Raw genomic sequence first — 18,684 nt, 5'->3', positions numbered from 1 at the left:
TTGTCGCGGATGAACAATTGAAGCGTGGACCGAATTACGCCTGTATAGGACGGGCATACCAAAAACAACATCCCAGGGAGGGAGTCATGAAACGGATGCTCATCGGTTTGCTGGCCGTGGCCTGTGTTTGCCCCACCGCCCAAGCCTTCAAGCAAGAGACCCATCGCCGTCTGGTGGAAGACGCGGTGGCCTACATGCAGGCCCATCCGCAGACCACCGGCTACGCCGACCTGCAGGCGGTGGCCAGCGCCGCCGGCTATACCGTGGCCCAGTTCGCCCAGGTGCTTGGTCAGAGCGCCTACGACGTGGACGATTTCCAGGACACCTATTTCTGCGGCGCCATCACCGGCGATTGCGTCTACGCACCGGTGTTCAACGCCGGCAGCTCGCTGGTCAACTACACCTCCTACTGGCACTTCCAGAATCACACCCGCGGGCCGGACGTGCACGGCAACGACCTGGGCGGTTACAACTACGACAAGCTCACCGTGTCCGGCGACATCGACAATCTGGCCGCCGCCTGGCTGGTGGGGGACTACATGGACGATGGCCCCGGCGGCATGACGGGCTGGTGGTCCAACGACGACTCCGAATACAACACCTACGGCATCACCGAGGCCAATTACCGGCAGGGCACCACCTCCTCGAAATCCATGTACGATGACTTCGAGGAAATGCCTTTCCAGCCGCTGGATAACCTGGCCCAGTACTGGTACGACCAGTTCCTGGCCAATCCCACCGCGCAGAGCCTGGGTTATGCGCTGCACGCCACCGACGTGGTGCAGCCGCACCATGTGTGGACCACCTCGGCGCTTAACCACAGCGGTTGGGAAGGCTGGGTGGCCGATTATTACGACAGCGAGGACCTTAACGACGAAACCCTGGTGACCCAGGCGCTGTCCAGCTTCACCGCCCCCGGCAGCGGTACCACGGATATCCGCCCGCTGCTCACCCAGGGCGGTGATATCGCCTACGCCAACGGAAGCCTGGTGCTGTCCAGCACCGACCATACCGATCGGGTACAGGTGGGCCGGGTGGTGGTGCCCCACGCCATCGCCATGGTGGTACACCTGCTGGGCCATGCCTCCGCGCAGTTGACCCAGTGACCGGGTGCTTGCGACACGCGCGCCGCCGGGGCCGGTTTCTGGCGGCGCTGTCGATGACCGCGCTGTCGATGGCCGCGTTGCTGATGGCGGCGCTGGCGAGCGCCACGCCAAGGGACGCGCGGGTGGTGGCGGAAGTGGACGGCGTCGCGCTGACCCGCCCGGTGCTGGACGTGTTTCTGGCGTCGGCGCGGATGCACGACCCCGCCGTGGAGCCGCTGCAGGTGCTGGAAAACCTGGTGGACATTCATCTGATGGGCGAGTGGTACCGGCAGAACCATGCCGCCGGAGCGGAGCCGGCCCGGGTGGGCTACAACCGCGCCACCCGCGTCGACCGGGATACCGCCGCCTTGATCCGGGTCGCCTATCGCGATGAGCTGGCGGCGGCGCTGACCGCCAGTGGCTGGGCCTCGCCACTGGACGCCCTGCAAGGGGAGCTGAACCTGGACCGCAAGGCCCTGAGGCCGATTCTCAGCGCCGATTCCGGGCTGCGCCAGACCCTCAACCCGGCCCAGCGCCGGGCGGCCCGGGCCTGGGTGGTGGCGGAATATCGCTTCCCCGCCGCCGGGCCCCGGCAACTGACCCTGGCCGATCTCTACGATGCCCAGAACATCGCCCTGAAAACCCGCTTCCATAACCTGGACACCCTGGCCATGGCGAATGCCGCCGATGACTGGGTGCGCCGCGCCTTCGTGCTGGACTGGTTCGAGCGGCGCTCGCCGCTGGAGGAGGAGGAACGGGCCTGGGTGCGGCAATTGGTGCTTGACCGCCTGGACCAGCGTGCCCTGATTCGCACCCTGGGGCTCAGCGACGACCCCCACGACGACAACACCCGGCTGCGGGAAGTGGCCGACGGCATTTCCGACAAGGAAATCCGCCGTTACTACCAACTGCACCGGGATCATTTCCGGCGCGTGGAGAAGGTGCGCGCGGCGCGTCTGTATCTTCCCACCCAGGCGCTCGCCGACGAAGCGCGGGCCCGCCTTGATGGCGGCGCCAGCCTGCCGGAACTGGCGGAGGCTTACGCGGACCAGGAAGGCGTGGTCTACCGGAAGCCGGCCTGGCTGGAGCGCGGTGACGGCGAGGATGCCTGGCTGGTCGGCTTCGCGTTCACGTTGCAACAGGGCGCGGTGTCGCCGCCGGCCCGGGTGCCGGGGCAGGCGCGTTGGGTGATCCTTCGGGTGGACCGGCGCCAGGAGGGCTTCCAGGCCGCCGACAGCGAGGCGGTGCGTTATCAGGCATCACGGGTGCTGGCCCGGGAGCGCCTTCAGGAGCGGTTACGCACCGGCCTGGCGCGGCGCCATGCGTCCGCTGGCGTGCGCTTTCACGCGGAGGCGCTGTGATACGCCTGGCGGTAGCGATGGCGGCGGCGCTGGCGGTGCTGGCGGCGGCGGCGATGTGGTGGCCCGGCGATCCGGCGCCGCCGCCGGCGGTGGCCGCGCCGGTCGCCGCCGACACGGCGGAGGGGCCGCCGCCCGTGTTGGCCCCGGCGGCGCCGGTGTTGGTCTCCGAAGTGCCTCCGGCGCCGTCGCCGGCGCCCTCCGATGCCAGGCAGGCGCCAGGGGTGGACGCGGTGATCGCGCCCCGGGTGCGGCCGGCGGCGGCGGAGTCGCTGCGGCGAGCACGTCGCGATGGCGATTCGCGTACTCCGCCGGTGGCTCCCCGGGAACCCCGGGTGCCGCCGCCCCAGGAGGTGCTCGACGACCCGGAGCTTTACAGCCGCTATGAGCAGGGGGAAAGAATGGCGGTGTACGCGTCCTTCATGGCCGCTTCCCAGCGGCGCATTGGCGAGCTGGAGGCACTGGTGGCCCAGGGGGAGCGGGACGGGCTGCCGCCGGAGCAACTGGCGGAGGGGCGGCGCAAGCTGGAAGGCTTGAAAGCCCGCCGTCAGGAATTGCTGTCCCGGTTCCCCGGGCTGGCGCCGACGGACTAATCCGCCTGGCCGGAGGGTTGCTTCAGTCGCGATCAACGGTGGTGCCAGCAGCCATCGCGACTGAAGTCGCTCCTACAACAGCACCATCCAGGCTACGGAGCGGCGCTGGCGGCCTATTCCTCACCCTCGTCGCCGACGCCCTTGGGCGGCTCATCGCCGTCGTGGTAATGGCTCCGGGTGTTGCCGTAATGGCCACGGGTGTCGCCGCCCCGGCGCTGTTCGGCGTCGGCGGGTTCGCCGCCGGCTTCCAGTATCTTGACGTCGTCGGTGGTGGAGCGCAGGTGCACATCGATCTGGTTGAAGGCGATCTCCACGCCATGCTCCCGGCAGGCCGCGTCGATGGCCTTGTTGATCTCATCGGTGGCGAACAGGATGTCGCCGATTTCTCCCAGATAGACCCGCAACTCATGATCCAGGGTGCTGGCGCCGAAGGCCATGAACAGGATCAGAGGCTCTGGATCACTCAGCACCCGGGTGTTGTCCCTGGCCACCTTCTCAAGCAGGTCGTGGCAGACCGTGAGATCCGAGCCGTAGGCGAACCCCACTTTGATGGTAAGGCGGGTAATCGTGTCCGAGAGCGTCCAGTTGATCAGCCGCTCGGTGACGAACACCTTGTTGGGAATGACGATCTCCTTGCGGTCGAAGTCGATGATGGTGGTGGCGCGAATGCGGATGCGGCTCACCGTGCCGGACAGATTCTCGATGGTGATCACGTCGCCGATGCGGATCGGCCGTTCGAACAGGATAATGATGCCGGAAATGAAGTTGGCGAAAATCTCCTGCAGGCCGAAGCCCAGGCCCACGCCGAGGGCCGCCACCAGCCACTGCATCTTGCTCCAGGACAGCCCCAGTGAACCCAGGGCGACGATCACGCCGAGCACGATCACCAGATAGGAGAGCAGGGTGGTGACCGCGTAGCTGGACCCCTGGCGCAGGTTGAGCCGTGACAGCAGCAGCACTTCCAGCAGGCCGGGCAGGTTGGCCACCAGCATGAAGGTGCCGGCGCCGATGGCCAGCGAGGTGATCACGTCGCCCAGGCTGATCGGCGTGTTGGTGGCGTTCAGGCCGCTGCCCTCGGTGCTCTGCCAGAGCACGATGGTGTCGGTGTAGGAGAAGGCGTTGATGACATCCGCCCACACCCAGTACAGCAGCAGCCCGAACAGACCCAGCAGGGCCAGCCGGATCAGGCGCAGGGATTGCTGGTTGATCTGCTGCAGGTCGAGCTGGGGCTCCTCGACTTCCACGCCTTCCACGTTTTCCTTGGGCTCGGCGTCCCGCTCCGCCACGGCCCGTTTGTAGGCCAGGCGCTGGGCGGCCACCGCCAGGCCCCGCACGGCGGTAGCGTCGAGCAGAATCCACAGCAGGGACAGATAGAAAGTGTCGATCATGCGTCCGGACAGACGCACGGCGGTGAAGTAATAGCCGGCCACGATCAGGGCCACCAGTATCAACGGCACGCCGGCGCACAGCACCACGGCGGCGCCGCGCAGGGTGCGGGAGTAGCGCCGGGCGCGGTAGGCCAGGGCGGCCCGGGACAGGGTCACACTGATCACCAGCAGACAGGCGACCATGGTCACCAGGCCAATGCGGTCGTTGCTGAGCTGGGCCGGCCATTCCTCGCCGAAGGCGATCACCAGGGTCATCGGTACCATGGTCAGGCCCACCACCAGCAGCCGCCGGCGCAGTACCAGGTTGCCTTCCGCCTGCCAGCGGAAATGGCGCTGGGCGATGCCCTTGGGCGCCAGCAGGCGGTAACAGAGCTCGAACACCATCCATAGCAGGGCGATCTTGGCCAGAGCCGCGCCCAGCACCGTGCTCAAGGTGCCCGGTTGCGTCCACAACCCCCACGCCAGAAGACCGATGGCCAGCGGTACCGGCGCGCTCACCAGGGTGGTGATCACGATGGCCGCTGGCGTGTGCCGCTGGCTGTCCCGTTTCAGAAAGCCGATGTCGCCATTGAGCGCGCGCAGACGGGCGCGCAGGCGCCGCCGCCACAGCCACAGCAGCCCGGCCAGCAGCAGGGGAAGGAACAGCCACGGCCACTTGTTCTTCATCAGTTCGGCGGCGTCGTCACCCAGCCGCGCCCAGGGAATGTCATGGACCTGATCGCGCACCTGAGTCGGGAAATCGCGTATCCAGGCGGGCAACGGCTGGGTGCTGGGCATCCAGAAGGTCTGCTCGGAAATGGTGTCGTGCAGATTTTCGGTGATCTTGCGTAGCTGCTCCTGGGACAGATTCAGCCGCACCAGAATGTTGAGCTTGCGGCCCAGCTCCTGGTCGAGCTGGTTGAGCAGTTCCAGGCGGCTGTCCGCCAGCCGGCGCAGGGCGTCGTCCAGTTGTTGCCGCTCGGCGGGCGGCAACTCATCCGTGTTCTCCACTTCCAGGGGCCGGCTTTCCAGTTCCTGCATGGCCTGGCGCAGGTCGAACTGGGCCAGGCGGGTATCGCTGATCAGTTTGTCCAGGCCTTCCTGGGGGTGATATTCCGGCAGGCTCTTCTGCTGCTCGTAGAGAATGCGCGAGAGCAGCAGGCTGCCGTCGAGCATGCGAATCTGATCGTTCACCGTGCTCGACAGCGAGCGCGCCCGGTCGAGCCGGGTCTCGGCGCTGATCACTTCGCGAATCAGGTCGTTGACGTCGTTGCTGGTCTGTTTGAGCTGGTCGCGCAGCTCGTCGTTGCGCTCGCGGGCCTGCTTGAGCCGGGGATGGTCGGCCAGCGCGGCGGGCAGGTCGGTCTCGTCGTCGCCGATTTCATTGCTGAGGCTTTGTTCGCGGCGCTCGTTGATCATCGGCTGCAGCACGTCCAGGCGCTTTTGAATCACCGCTTCCTGGGCTTCCAGCACCCGCTTGTTGAGCCGCGACAGTTCTTCCAGGGTGCTGGCCACGGACAATTCCTGGTTGCGCAGTTGAATGCGTGTTTCCAGGGTGGTCAGTTCGGTTTGCAGGCGGGTCTTCTCGGCGTCGTCCAGGTTTTCTTCCTGGCGGTTCAGTCGCTGGCGGATCTCATCCATGCGCGACAGGCTGTCGCTGATGGTGGTCTGTGCCCGTTCGGGCAGGGTCTGGGCGCGGGTCAGCTCGCTGCTGACCCGCGCCAGCGTTTGCTGATTCTGTTCCAGGGCGTCGAGCTGGTCGCTGAGTTCCTTGGCCAGGGCCGCCAGGGACAGGGATTGATAGCGCTGACGCCAGTCCTGCTGACGCTCGCGGCGGGCTTCGTCCAGGTCGTTGCCGAGGCGGGCGCGGCGGCGTGGCGCTTCGGCCTGCTGTTTCTTGAGCGCGTCGATCCGTTCCCGGTTGGCGTCGATTTCGCGGCGCAGTTCCAGGGTCTTTTCCAGGGTTTCCCGGTGTTCCGGATTATCCTGGCCGCTCTCGCCGTTCTGGCCGCCACCGTTGTTGTCGCCGCCGCCGTCGCCGGCCAGCTGTTTCTCCAGGTCGGCGATCCCGGGCAGGGTGAAATCAGCGGGGCTTTGCGCCAGAGCCGGGGTCGCCGCGTACAGCAGCCCCAGCAACAAGAGTCGAATCCACACAGGCGTTGTCTTCCGTCGTTTTTGCGCAGCTTAGGCGTTGTTCGCCTCAAATACGATAGCCGCCGACGGCGTCCGGGTCAGCATCCCGCGTCGCCGGTGATCTCCTTGACGCTGTCGGCGATGTTGTCGCTGTCCGGCGCCAGGGCCCGGGCCCGACATACCGCCTCGCGGGCGCCGGCCTGGTCGCCGGCGTCACGGCGCGCGTAGGCCAGGTTGTTCCAGGCCGGCGCCAGCTCCGGGGCCAGGGTCACGGTGCGTTCGTAGGCATCCAGCGCCTGATCCTGCTTTTGTGCCGCCCACAGGGCATTGGCCAGGCCAAAACGCAGGCGGCCATTGTCCGGGAAGCGGGCCACCGCCGCCCGCCAGTGCGCCAGGGCGTCCTGTTGCATTGGCGCCAGGGCGCGCAGCAGGGGTTCGGGCTTCACGCTGGCGGGCATTTCGCCGGGGGGCAACAACACGAAACCCCAGTACTCCGCCCGCGCCCAGGTGCGCAGGAAGCGGTTCCAATGGCTGCTGGTGGCTTCCTTGGTGCCACTGTGCAGCACGATGCGCTCGCCGCCATCGCGGTAGCCGATCACCACCGCGTAGTGCCACATGGGCCATTGCGGCAGGGCCAGGTTCTGCAGTACCAGCACCGGGTGGCCGGCCTGCACTTCCGCGAACAGGGCATCCGGGGATTGCACCGGGTAGGCGAGCAGGCCGCGGGCGCGACCGGCGGCCTTCAGTTCAATGCCCAGGGCGCCTTTGCGTTCCGGCAACCAGACCTCGTCCACCAGGGCCTCCTTGTCACCGGGCAGCCGATTCCATTGCAGCATCATGCCGAGGGCTGCGGGGCCGCACTGATAGGCGTCCTGGGCAATGAAAGGCACGTCCAGGTATTGCTGGGGAGGGTGTTCCGCCTCCTGGGGCGGGGGGACGGTCTGACAGGCCGCGAGCAGCAGGCCCAGCAGCAAGGCGGCGACCGGACGGCCGCCGCGCTTCAGGGGCAGGGGCATCACCCGATCGGATCGATGACCGGGAACACGTCGGTGGCGCCGAGCAGATCAAGCAGCACCAGGATCAGGATCACCGCCAGGATCACGCCCACCACGCCGCTGCCGGCGGGCATCTGGTCGGCCTTGGTGGCCAGTTGCTGCAGTTCGGAGTCGCTCAGGCGGCTCAGGCGCTGCTGCACGTCGTCGCGGGTAACGCCGTTTTCGGCGAGTACCTTGGCGGCGGCGTCCCGTTCCATGAAACGCATGACTTTCTGTTCCATGGCGGCGCGCTGTTCATTGGCGACCATGCCATCGGTGGTCACCATGGCGGCCTGGGCGGCGGGGACGAACAAGCCTTGGGTAATCAGCATGACGAGGGCGGTCAAGGCGCCCGTGATGGACTTCTTCATTGGCATCGCTCCACTTGAAATGATGGCCAAACACTAGCATGGGCCGTCGCCGTGCAACGTCAGGGTGGCGAAAGCTTTGTGATTTTTTACAGTCAGCTCACCGACTTGCGTGGCGTGCAGGCCATGGCGGCGCAGCGCGGCCAGTGCCGCCGCGGCGCGTTCCCGGTCGATGCTGAACAACAGTCCGCCACCGGTCTGAGGGTCGGTGAGCGCGGCCAGGCGCGGGTCGTCCTCGGCCACGCCCCGGTGCTCGCAGCGGGCCAGCACCTGATCGTTGGCCGGCTTCAGGGTGCTGACCACACCCGCCTCCACCAGCGCCAGGGTGCCGGGCAGCAGCGGGATCGCATCCAGGTCCAGGCGCGCGTCCACGGCGCTTTGCTCGCAGATCTCCAGCAAATGGCCGAGCAGTCCGAAGCCGGTCACGTCGGTGCAGGCGCCGGGGCGGGTATCGGTCAGCCCGGCCAGGGCGTCCCGCGCCGGGCCGTTGCCGGCCAGCATGGTGTCCAGGGTGGTATCCAGCCAGGGGCCATGGGCCTGGCCGCGCATCAGGCTGGCCAGTTGAATGCCGATGCCCAGCGGGCGGGTCAGGATCAGCGTCTGGCCGGCTTGGCCTCCGCTTTTGTGCCACAGCGCCGTTGGCGCGGCGGCGCCATTCACGGTGAAGCCGGCGGCCAGCTCCGGGCCCTCGATGGTATGGCCGCCCACCAGGGTGCAGCGGGCCCGGTTGAGTTCCGCCACGGCGCCGGCCATCAGCCGTTGCAGGTCACGGCCCTGCAGGCGCGGGTGATGACGTGGCAGGCTCACGGTGGCCAGGGCGGAATGGGGCGTGGCGTTCATGGCGTAGAGGTCGCTGAGGCTGTGCAGGGCGGCCACGCGACCGAACAGATAGGGCTCGTCGAGGAAGGCCGGCAAATAGTCCAGGGTCTGCACCAGCCGTTGCCCCGCCGGCCAGTTCAGTACGGCCGCGTCGTCGGCCTGGTGCAGGCCGGCTTCCACGCCTTCACGGGCGAACGGGCGCAGCGGCGCCAGGGCTTCGCTCAGGGCGCCGGCGCCAACCTTGGCGCCGCAACCGGCGCAGTACGGCGCGGAGTCCGCCGGCGCCGCCGTCATCGCCGGTAGCGGCTCATCGAAGCGGGCCATGAAGCGGCGGTCGATGCGGTCCTTCCAGCGCCACACCCAGGGGCCGGCCACGCCCGGTCCGACGCCCCGGCTGCCCACCGCGTCCTGGTCGCCGGCGGACAGCAAGGACAGGAAACGCTTCTGCGGGCGGTAGGTCCGCAACCGGCGGCCAGCGACGGCGGCGGCCAGGTTATGGGCCAGTGCACGGGCCTGGCGCACCGCGTACACCCCGGCCTTGGGCAGATCGCCGGGGAAGGCGGCGCAGTCGCCGGCGGCGAACACCCGCTCGTCGGCGGGGCTGCGCAGGTGTTCATTCACCCGCACGAAGCCGGAGCCGTCGCAGGGCAGGCCGCTGGCCGCCAGCCAGGGGGCGGCCTTGACCCCGGTGCACCAGAGCAGAAAGTCGTAATCCAGCGTGTCGTCGCCGAGGGTCAGGCGCCCCGCGTCCACCCGCTGTACCCGGGCATGGGTGCGCAGCCGCACGCCGGCGTCCGCCAGCCGCCGCGCCATGCGCAGCCGCACGCCGCGCGGGTAGCCGGGCAGCAGATCGCCGGCGGTAACCAGGCTGAGGCGCGCCGCCAGGCCGTGTTCGATCAGCGCCCGGGCCACCGCCAGCACCATCTCGGTGCCGCCGGCGCCGCCCCCCACCACGGTGATCGCCAGCTCGTCGGTGCGGTGGTCCAGATCGGCCAGCAGGGCCCGCCAGCGGCGATGAAAATCGCTGACCGGCTTCACCGGCACGGCGTGCTCGGCGGCGCCGGGCACCGTCTCCAGGTCCGGGGTGGCGCCCACGTCCAGGCTTAGCCAGTCGTATTCCAGGGTGCTGCCATCGTCCAGGGTCAGCCGCCGTGCCGCCGGGTCCAGCGCGGTGACCCGGGCGCGCACGAAGCGGGTGCCGGATGCCTGGCACAGCCGCCGCAGGTCCACGTGGGTTTCCTCCAACCGGTAGTGGCCGGCCACCAGGCCCGGCAGCATGCCGGAATAGGCCGCCAGGCTGTCCGGTGACACCAGCGTCAGGCGCAGCCCGGGTTCCGGCTTCATGGCCAGCATGCGCAGAGCCAGGGCATGACTGTGACCGCCGCCTACCATGACCAGATCCTGGTTCGCCACGGATGCCCTCATGATCGGGGGACTCCTCGGGGGCGGCGGGTAAGGCGGCGGACGGCAGGCTTCATGCGGGGTCCTTCAGCGTTTCGCAATGGTGGCATGGGTTCAACACAGCCTCCCTTCGCGGGCCAGGCGCAGGCGCGCCCGCAGGCGGCGGGAAAAGGCGTCCACGGCGAGGTTCAGGCACACCGTGGCGAGGATCAATACCAGGGTGCGGTCGAAACGGAACTCCGCCACGCTGGAGTCGATGTAGAACCCCAGGGTATGAATACCAAGAATACCCAGCACGGCGGTTTCGCGCATGATGATTTCCCAGCGGTACAGCAACAGCGCCAGGAAGGTGGGCGACAGCCGGGGCAGTACTTCGTAGGCATAGCGGTTGATGCCCCGGGCGCTATCGGCGCGCAGCCGCAGCCCCTCGCTGAAGCGGCCGGTGAGATGGCCGATGATGGCGCCGGTGTGCAGCGCCAGGGCGAGAATGCCGGGCAGCATGGACGGCCCCAGGATGATCAGCAGGAAGAACGCCAGGAAGAACTCCGGGGTGGTGCGCAGCACCACCAGCAGGCCGTGGCCCAGCCACCGGGTCAGCCGGTTACCGAACAGCGGCGAGCGCAGCGGAAACAACAGCAGCGCCAGCAGCGCGGTGAGCAGCAGCGCCGCCATGCCCAGCACCAGCGTGTTCCACAGGCCGGGGCCGACCTGCTCGCGCCACAGCATCCAGCCCCAGTCGCCCAGGGCCGCCCAGCCCTGATCCCGGGCCAGGGGTGCCGGCACCAGATCCTGGGTGACGAAGCGCACCAGGGTGGCCCAGTCGCCCTGGCCCAGCGGCGGCGCCCACAGCAGCGCGGCCAGCAGATAAACCGGCACCAGCCGGGCGCGCAACCACAGGCGCTGGGTCAGGATCAGGGCGAACAGCAGATACAGCAGGCCGGCGCCCTGGCTGTAATGGCCCTCCCGGAACGCGGTCTCCAGATGAAAGCCCAGGGTCGGCAGCCCGATGAAACCGAGAATCGCCGAGGCACGCAGTGCGCATTCCAGCCGGTAGGCGGTGTAGGCGCGGGCGTCGGCGGCGATCAGCGGCAAGCGGGCATAGAAGAAGGTGCTCAAACGCTGGCGCGCGCGGGGCAGGCTGGCCACCGGCGCCGGGTCCGCCTCCTCGAGCATTTCACCGAACACCTTGGCGAAGATGCCGGCGTAGGGCAGGGCGATGGCCAGCACCCCGGTGAGCGGCGACAGCCCCGCCACCTGCATCAGCAGCAATCCCCAGAACAGCTCATGAACGGCGCGCACCGAAGCGGCGGCGGCGCGCACCGCGCGCCGGTGCCAGAACAGCGCCAGCAGGAAGCCGGCGGCGGCGCCGAAGGCCACGCCCTGGAAGGCGAACGCCAGCGTGTTGGCCAGGGCGCGGCCCAGCTCGCCGGCGCCCAGGCCATGCTCGCCCAGCAGGCGTGGCGCCAGGAAGCCCTGAGCGACGCGCAGCAGCTCGGCCCCCGGGGCGGTACGGGTCACCGCCAGATCGGCGCAGGCGAAGGCCACCAGGCCGGCCAGCAGCAGCCAGCCACTGGCGCGGCGCCAGCCGGCGGCGGTGGTGGCGGGGCGCTCGTTCATGGTCGGTACAGGGCGTCCAGGTCGGCCAGGGTGAGGCTGGCCGCCGGGGCGTCCAGTACCAGCTCGCCGTGGCGCAGGCCCAGCACGCGCTGGAAGCAGGCCAGGGCCAGGGCGCGATCGTGCATCGCCACCACGGCGGTGTCATGGGCGGCCAGGGCGTGTCGCATCAGCGCCAGCCCCTGGTGCTCATCCAGGTTGGAGACCGGCTCGTCGCCAAGCAGCACCGGCCTTTGAGTGTAGAGGGCGCGGCCCAGGGCGGTGCGCTGGGCCTGGCCGCCGGACAGCCGGTCGACGCTGGTGAACAGCTTGTCGGTAAGGCCCAGGCGCGCCGCCAGGGCGCCCACCTCGGCGCGGTCGGCGGCGCCGGGGCGCAGCAGGGTGCGCAGGTTGTGCCAGGTGCCGTGGCGGTGCAGGCCACCCATGTAGATGTTGTGGAACACGCTCAACATGGGCACCAGGGCCTGCTCCTGGGGGCACCAGGCGCACAGCGCCTCATGCTGGGCGCGCAGTGCCGCCAGCAGGGTGGATTTGCCGCTGCCGGAGGCGCCCAGCAGCGCCACGGTTTCGCCGCGCTGGATACTCAGGTCCAGGGCCGCGAACACGGTGGCGTCGCCGTGGCCCAGACGCGCGCCGTGGAACCGGAACAGGGCGTCGCTCACCGTCAGTCCAACAGGCCAATGGCCTCGGCGGTGTCCTCGATGGCCTGGTAGTCGTCGTTGGACGCCGGCACGAAACGCTGGCGCGGGAATGCCTCCAGCAGGGCCGGGTCGTCGATCGCCAGCAACGCCTCGGTGACCCGGTCGGTGAAGCCGTCACCGAAACGCTCGTCGAGGTCGCCGCGCACGGTCCAGTGGTAGTCCGGGTAGGGCGGTGTTTCCCAGATCACGCGTACCTGGTCGGTATCCACCTGGCCGTCCTTCAGTGCCCGCTCCCAGACCTTGTAGTTAAGCGCGCCGGTGGCGTAGGCGCCGCTCTGCACCAGGGCCAGGGTGCGGTTGTGATCGCCGCTGAAGCCGACCTTGCCGATCAACTCCTGGGGTGCCGCGCCGAACCGTTCGCGGAAGAAGTATTCCGGCATCAGGCGCCCGGAGGTGCTGCCCTTGGAGCCGAACGTGAACGACGGCTGCTCGGCGAAGGCGTCCGGCAGGGTATCGCCGGGTTCCAGGCCGGTGGCGGCATTGGCGATGAAGTAGGACTTGAAAGCGGTGTCCTCCTGGCCCTGGGCGATGGCCCGGGAGCCGGGCACCAGGCGCCGGGCCTGGACACCGGACAGGCCGCCGAACCAGGCCATTTGCACCTGGTCGTTGCGGAACGCGGTGACCGCCGCCGGGTAGGATTTCACCGGTACGTAGGTCACCGGTACCCCCAGGGTTTCTTCCAGGTAGTCGGCCACCTGGCCGAAGCGCTTCTCGAGCTGGGATTCATCCTGGTCGGGAATCGCCGTGAAGGTGAAGGTGGGGGCCTGCTCGGCGGGGCCGCAGGCGGTGAGCAGCAAGGTCGCGCCGGCGGCGGCCACCAGGGTGCGGACAGCCCGCGCGGCGCGGGTTGCAATCAGCAAGGGCATGATCGTCTCCGTTCAATGGGGAGTCGGGCCGGACCGTTATCAATGCCCGCCGCTGGTCCGGTCAGCGCGGCGGGCAATGTCGCTATCGTGGCTGAAGCGGCTCCTGCCGCGTTCGCGGGTGTCAGCGCAGGAACGCCAACACTTCCTCCCGCGTGCCCCGGAACAGGATTTCGCCATCCCGGTGCTTGCTCATCATGTAGTCATACATGGGATCGTAGTAGCCCGCCAGCAGCTCGCGAATCCAGTCCCGGTGGGCGTCGTTGTCGCCGTGCCGGCGCTGCCGCTCCAGGGCGCGCGCCAGCTGGCCGCGCAGTTGCCGGTGGCGGTCGCCACCCAGGCGGCTCTGGATGCGATCCATGGCCGCCAGCAACTCCTCGGCGAGCCGCTCGAAGCCATGGGCCGGGCCGTAATGGCGGCGGTATTCATCCAGCGGGCCGATCACGTAATCCTCCAGGGTCACCTGGACGCGGGCCTCCAGGGGCTCCTCGATCAGCACCCGGGGCGCCGTCTTCAGGCGGGCCTGCAGGGCCAGCGGCAAAAAGCAACGACCGATCAGCTTGCTTTCGTCCTCGACCACCACCCTGGGCACGCCCCGTTCCGCCAGGCCGAGCAGGTCGATGGCGAGGCGGTTCTCGAAGTCGATCTGTGAAGGCTGCCCACCCGGACGGCGGCCGAAGGCGGAGCCGCGATGGTGGGCCAGACCCTCCAGGTCCAGGGCGTTGCCCAACCGACCAATAACCCGGGTCTTGGCGCAGCCGGTGCGCCCGCCCAACACCCACAGCGGCAGGCGTTGCAGATTGGCATCCAGGCTTTCGAGCAGGAACCGGCGCATGGCTTTGTAGCCGCCCACCACCAGGGGGACCGTCACCCCTTCGGTGGCGAGCCAGGCCTGGGTGGTGTGGCTGCGCAGGCCGCCGCGGAAACAATACAGGTAGCCGTTCGGATGCGCCGCGTGCCACTGGCGCCAGGCTTTCAGCCGGTCGCGTTTGACGCGACCGCTGACCAGTTCGTTGCCGAGATCGATGGCGGCCTGCTGGCCGGCCTGTTTGTAGCGAATGCCGACCCGGTGGCGTTCCCGGTCGTCAAGGAGGGGCAGATTGGTGGCGCCGGGAAAGGCGCCCTTGGTGAATTCCACCGGCGCGCGCACGTCCAGCAAAGGCGTGCGGGCCAGGAAAAGGGCGCGGTAGTCTCGGGTGTCGTCGGCCATGACGCCAGGTTCCTGCAACACCGGCGCGGGGCGGGAAGCCGGCGCGCCGGGGTGCCGGTCAGTCGCCCAGCAGGCGCAACTGGCCGGTCAGGTGGGGTTTGATCCCGTCCCGGGCCAGTACCCGGAAATCCAGGCCGCCGTCCACGTCCCGTTGCTCGAACTTGACGGTGGCGGGGATGAACATGGGCAGCTTGAACTGCACGTCCACGCGGAACGCCTCCTCCGGCAGTTGCCGCTGGAGCTGGCCCAGGGCGCGGGCCTTGGACCACATGCCGTGGGCGATCTGGCGCTTGAAGCCGAACAGCCGGGCGGTCAGCGGGTACAGATGGATCGGATTGCGGTCGCCGGACACGGCGCCGTAGCGGCGGCCGGTGTTGCCAGGCACCTTCCACTCGATGGTGTCGGTGGCCGGCGCCGGTTCGCCGGAGCCTTTCTTCTCTTCCTTGCGACCGTGGCCGCCGCCACGGAAGAAGTTGATCGATTCGCTGGACCAGACCCGCTCGCCGGCGGTGCTCACCACGGTGAAGATGGAAAACTCCCAGCCTTTTTCCACCTGATTGAGGTTGCCCAGGGAGCATTTGATATTGAGCTGTTCGCGTTCCGCGATGGGGCGGTACTGGGTGATGCGGTTGCGTACATGCACCAGCCCCATGGCCGGGAACGGGAACCCTTGTTCCATCATCAGCGCCATGTGCAGCGGGAAGGCGTGGATGTGCGGGTAGGTCACCGGCAGACGGCCATCGGCGCTGAAACCGCACACCTTGCGGTAGGCCTTCAGGTGCTTGCTGTCCAGGCCCACGTCGTTGAGACGCAGCCCCACGTTCGGCAGGGTCGGGCTGCTGCCCGGCTTGACCCCGGCGCGCAGCACCGCCTTGGCGAAATTCACCGGCATCGCCGGCGCGTGGCGCAGTTCGCGGAAGTGGACTTCACTCATAGCAGCGTCCTTGATCCTGTACAAAAAACGGTCCGTAAAGAGTGGGGACAGTATAGGGAGGGCGCCGAAGTGCCTGATTGGCCGTTCCGCCTGAAAGGTTGCTGGAAGAGCCTATTTGCGCGGCCCCGGTTCAGGCCGGCGCGCCGGCCTCCGAACGCCACTGGGCAACGCCAAAATAGATCAGGCGCACCTGCTTTTCCGCCAGGATCAGCATTTCCTGCTGGCCGGCTTCGTCGTCTTCGTCCAGTTCCAGCATCTCCTGGGTCAAGGCCACCACGCTGTTGACCACCAGCGAGGCCATCATTTGCAGGTCCTCGGCATTCACCTGCACCAGGAACGGGAACCGCGCCATGTCCATGGCCAGCTCGCTGACGAACAGGCGGATTTCCCGGCGAATCGCCTGGCGCATGGTGGCGGAGCCGCCATACAGCTCCTTGGACACGAACAGAAAGTGGGTGCGGTTATTACGCACGTAGGTGAAGAAGGTCTCCATGGAGCCGCGAATCATGCGCTCATTGGGCAGTTCCTGCTGGCGCACCTCGCGCATCATCTGGCGCAGGGTACGGAACGATTCATCGAGCAGGGTCAGGCCGAGGGCGCTCATGTCCGGGAAATGCCGGTAGAAGGCGGTGGGCACCACGCCGGCGCGCTTGGTTACCTCGCGCAGGCTCAGCGACGAAAAAGGCGCCTTCTTCGCCACCAGGTCCAGGGCCGCGTCCATGAGCGCCTGACGCGTACGTCCCCGCTTGGGCCGTCGCCCGCGGGCCGGCGTTTCTCTGCTCATGGTTTTGCTCCCCGTTGGTGATTTGTTATCGCTGATTGCTTAGCCATGTTATTCAAGTTTCTCTCCCGGATACATACAACTACTTGATTTTCCTGTGTAAAAAAATATTTGTGAACATGTGTTGACTGAAAAAGCGGGTCGCGGTACAAAGTGCACAACTGTAAACATCCGGAGTTGGTCATGCACCTGGAGACCCGTTTCGACACCACCGGCTGGATGCGTCGCCTGGGCAAGGCCCTGGCCACGCCGTTCGACCCGGAGGACTACCTGGCACTGTTCGATGCCCGCTATTCGGCCCGGGAAATCCGTGCCCGGGTGCACCGCGTGCGTCGCGAAAGCGACCGGGCGGTGACCCTGGAACTGGCACCCAACCGGCTCTGGAAACCCCATAAAGCGGGTCAGCACGTGCTGGTCGGCGTGGATATGGGCGGCGTGCGTCGGCAACGCTGTTTTTCCCTGTCCTCGGCGCCGACCGACCCGCGCCCGACGATCACCGTGAAACAGCACGGTACCGGCGGCGTCAGTGATCACCTGGTGAACCACTGCCGGGAAGGCGACCTGCTCACCCTGTCGCCGGCCAGCGGTGACTTCGTGATGCCCGAACCCGCACCGGAGCGCATTCTGTTCCTTACCGCCGGCTCAGGGGTAACACCTGTTCACAGTATCGTGAAGTCCCTGCTCGCGTCCAACTATGGGGGACACCTGATCTGGGCCCACTTCGAGCGTTCCTATGATCAATGGTTGCTCGGTGAAGGCCTGCGTGGCCTGGCCTTGGACGAACGTCTCGATTTCCGGCTGGTGCTGACCGGCGATACCCCCCGGCCCGGTGACCTGGCCGGTCGCCTCGATGAACACTGGCTCACCGAGCAGGTCCCGGACGGCGCCAGCCGGACACTGTTCACCTGCGGCCCGCAAGGCTTTCTGGACACCGTAATCGACTGGCACCAGCGGTGTGGCCGCGCGCCCCTGTTCCATGAGCGTTTCCAGAGCACGCCGGTCAGCGGCGGTGACGGTGGCACGGTGCGTTTCGCGCGCAGCGGCGGCGACATCCAGGCGCAAGGCACCCAGTCGCTGCTGGAGGCGGCGGAAGCCGCCGGCCTGCGACCCCAACACGGTTGCCGGATGGGGATTTGCCATACCTGCAAATGTCGCGTGACCCGGGGCCGGGTGCGAGACCTGCGCAGTGGCGCCAGCCTCGAGCTGGCCAATCAGGAAATCCGAATTTGCATGCACGGCGCCGACGGCGACGTGGAACTGGATATTTGAGGCTCCAAGGAGGTTTGTATGAACGCCAAGGTGGAAGAACTGGACCCGATTGTCTTTGAACGGGGCGGCACCCGTCTGACCCGGTCCCAGGTCGAGGCGTTCGGTCGCGAGATCGACGCCCTCCGCGAGGAGATCATGAACGACCTGGGTGAAGAGGACGCACGCTACATCCGGCGTCTGGTGAAAACCCAGAAAGGCATGGAGCTGGCCGGGCGCGGCCTGCTGTTCCTGGGCATCCTGCCGCCGGCCTGGCTGGCCGGCACCGCGCTGCTTTCGGTGTCCAAGATCCTGGAGAACATGGAGATCGGGCACAACGTGATGCATGCCCAGTGGGACTGGCTCAACGACCCGGCGCTGGATTCATCCACCTACGACTGGGACAACACCTGCCCGGCGGAGCAGTGGAAGCACTCACACAATTACATGCACCACACCTTCACCAACGTGGTGGGCAAGGATCGGGACGTGGGCTACGGCATCATGCGGCTATCCGATGACCAGCCCTGGAATCCCCTGTATCTGGCGCAACCGGTTTACAACTGGGTGCTGGCGGCTCTGTTCCAGTGGGGCGTGGCGTTCCACGACCTGGAGTACGAAAAGCTGCTCAAGGGCGAGAAAAGCCGGGCCGAGTACCGGACGCAACGGCGCAAAATCATGAAGAAGGTGCGCAAACAGGTGCTCAAGGATTACCTGCTGTTCCCGGCTCTGGCCGGCCCTTTCTTCCCATTGGTGTTCGCCGGCAACCTGAGCGCCAACCTGGTTCGCAACCTGTGGGCCTACATGATCATCTTCTGCGGCCATTTCACCGAGCACGCGGAGATGTTCACCGAGCAGGACATCATCGATGAGAGCCGTGGCCAGTGGTACCTGCGGCAGTTGCTGGGGTCGTCCAACCTGGAGGGAGGGCCGCTGTTCCATATCATGAGCGGCAATCTCAGCCACCAGATCGAGCACCACCTGTTTCCCGACATGCCGTCCAACCGCTACGCCCAGGCGGCGCCCCGGGTACGCGCCATCGCCGAGCGCTACGGGCTGCACTACAACACCGGCCGGTTGGGGCGCCAGTTCGGCACCGTGCTCAAGCGTATTCACCGTTTGGCATTGCCCGGTCGGCGGCGTGCGAATTCCGCACCAATGTGATGTGGTTCCGGCTC

At 67.6% G+C, this 18,684-nt stretch carries 15 protein-coding genes; 5 read left to right on the top strand and 10 right to left on the bottom strand.

The annotated features are described in order from the left end of the window. Positions 1-86 precede the first annotated feature (86 nt). From JF515_RS12405 to JF515_RS12395, 3 genes are read left to right on the top strand one after another with little or no spacing between them, the layout of a single operon-like run. Positions 87-1,106, top strand: a complete 1,020-nt coding sequence (locus JF515_RS12405; RefSeq protein ID WP_203104754.1) for a phospholipase — start codon at positions 87-89, stop codon at positions 1,104-1,106. An 8-nt stretch (positions 1,107-1,114) separates the two neighbouring features. After that, the gene (locus JF515_RS12400) at positions 1,115-2,446 is read left to right on the top strand and encodes a peptidyl-prolyl cis-trans isomerase (protein ID WP_203104753.1); all 1,332 of its coding nucleotides are present in this window, start codon (positions 1,115-1,117) and stop codon (positions 2,444-2,446) included. Further along, on the top strand, positions 2,443-3,036 hold the full coding sequence (locus JF515_RS12395; protein WP_203104752.1) for a hypothetical protein: 594 nt from the start codon (positions 2,443-2,445) through the stop codon (positions 3,034-3,036). Before JF515_RS12400 ends, JF515_RS12395 begins: the two co-directional genes overlap by 4 nt. A gap of 113 nt (positions 3,037-3,149) precedes the next feature. On the opposite strand, the gene mscK is transcribed toward JF515_RS12395, so the two are convergent. The 10 genes from mscK to JF515_RS12345 form a co-directional block, all read right to left on the bottom strand. After that, positions 3,150-6,557 (bottom strand): mechanosensitive channel MscK, encoded by a 3,408-nt coding sequence (mscK, locus tag JF515_RS12390; protein ID WP_338015213.1) that lies wholly within the window; start codon positions 6,555-6,557, stop codon positions 3,150-3,152. A gap of 77 nt (positions 6,558-6,634) precedes the next feature. Next, the gene (locus tag JF515_RS12385; protein WP_203104751.1) at positions 6,635-7,552 is read right to left on the bottom strand and encodes a PA2778 family cysteine peptidase; all 918 of its coding nucleotides are present in this window, start codon (positions 7,550-7,552) and stop codon (positions 6,635-6,637) included. Beyond that, complete coding sequence (locus tag JF515_RS12380; protein WP_203104750.1) at positions 7,552-7,941, bottom strand: PA2779 family protein; 390 nt, start codon at positions 7,939-7,941, stop codon at positions 7,552-7,554. The genes JF515_RS12385 and JF515_RS12380 overlap by 1 nt, the downstream gene beginning before the upstream one ends. A 33-nt stretch (positions 7,942-7,974) precedes the next feature. Beyond that, positions 7,975-10,182, bottom strand: a complete 2,208-nt coding sequence (gene selD / locus JF515_RS12375) for a selenide, water dikinase SelD (protein ID WP_203104749.1) — start codon at positions 10,180-10,182, stop codon at positions 7,975-7,977. 90 nt (positions 10,183-10,272) lie between these two features. Beyond that, a complete protein-coding gene (locus JF515_RS12370) occupies positions 10,273-11,775 on the bottom strand; it encodes a PhnE/PtxC family ABC transporter permease (protein WP_203104748.1) in 1,503 nt (500 codons plus the stop codon). Further along, a complete protein-coding gene (locus JF515_RS19620) occupies positions 11,772-12,434 on the bottom strand; it encodes an ATP-binding cassette domain-containing protein (RefSeq protein ID WP_338015212.1) in 663 nt (220 codons plus the stop codon). Before JF515_RS19620 ends, JF515_RS12370 begins: the two co-directional genes overlap by 4 nt. Positions 12,435-12,436: 2 nt before the next feature. Beyond that, entirely contained in the window at positions 12,437-13,339 is a 903-nt protein-coding gene (locus tag JF515_RS12360; RefSeq protein WP_203104747.1) for a putative selenate ABC transporter substrate-binding protein, read from the bottom strand. A 121-nt stretch (positions 13,340-13,460) separates the two neighbouring features. Further along, a complete protein-coding gene (gene mnmH, locus JF515_RS12355; RefSeq protein WP_203104746.1) occupies positions 13,461-14,546 on the bottom strand; it encodes a tRNA 2-selenouridine(34) synthase MnmH in 1,086 nt (361 codons plus the stop codon). A 58-nt stretch (positions 14,547-14,604) separates the two neighbouring features. Then, on the bottom strand, positions 14,605-15,480 hold the full coding sequence (locus JF515_RS12350) for a MaoC family dehydratase (RefSeq protein WP_203104745.1): 876 nt from the start codon (positions 15,478-15,480) through the stop codon (positions 14,605-14,607). Between the two features lie 130 nt (positions 15,481-15,610). Then, positions 15,611-16,264: a TetR family transcriptional regulator gene (locus JF515_RS12345; protein ID WP_203104744.1), complete on the bottom strand. Its 654-nt coding sequence runs from the start codon at positions 16,262-16,264 to the stop codon at positions 15,611-15,613. Positions 16,265-16,444: 180 nt separating this feature from the next. Here JF515_RS12345 and JF515_RS12340 point away from each other — a divergent pair, with 180 nt between their 5' ends. Together JF515_RS12340 and JF515_RS12335 are read left to right on the top strand one after the other, a co-directional pair. Next, positions 16,445-17,530 (top strand): flavin reductase family protein, encoded by a 1,086-nt coding sequence (locus JF515_RS12340; RefSeq protein ID WP_203104743.1) that lies wholly within the window; start codon positions 16,445-16,447, stop codon positions 17,528-17,530. Between the two features lie 18 nt (positions 17,531-17,548). Further along, on the top strand, positions 17,549-18,670 hold the full coding sequence (locus JF515_RS12335; RefSeq protein ID WP_203104742.1) for a fatty acid desaturase family protein: 1,122 nt from the start codon (positions 17,549-17,551) through the stop codon (positions 18,668-18,670). Positions 18,671-18,684 lie beyond the last annotated feature (14 nt).

Source organism: Alloalcanivorax marinus (assembly GCF_016785095.1).
Taxonomy (GTDB): domain Bacteria; phylum Pseudomonadota; class Gammaproteobacteria; order Pseudomonadales; family Alcanivoracaceae; genus Alloalcanivorax; species Alloalcanivorax marinus_A.
The sequence above is the reverse complement of the archived record's forward strand: the minus strand, read 5'-3'. Positions and strand labels throughout refer to the sequence as shown.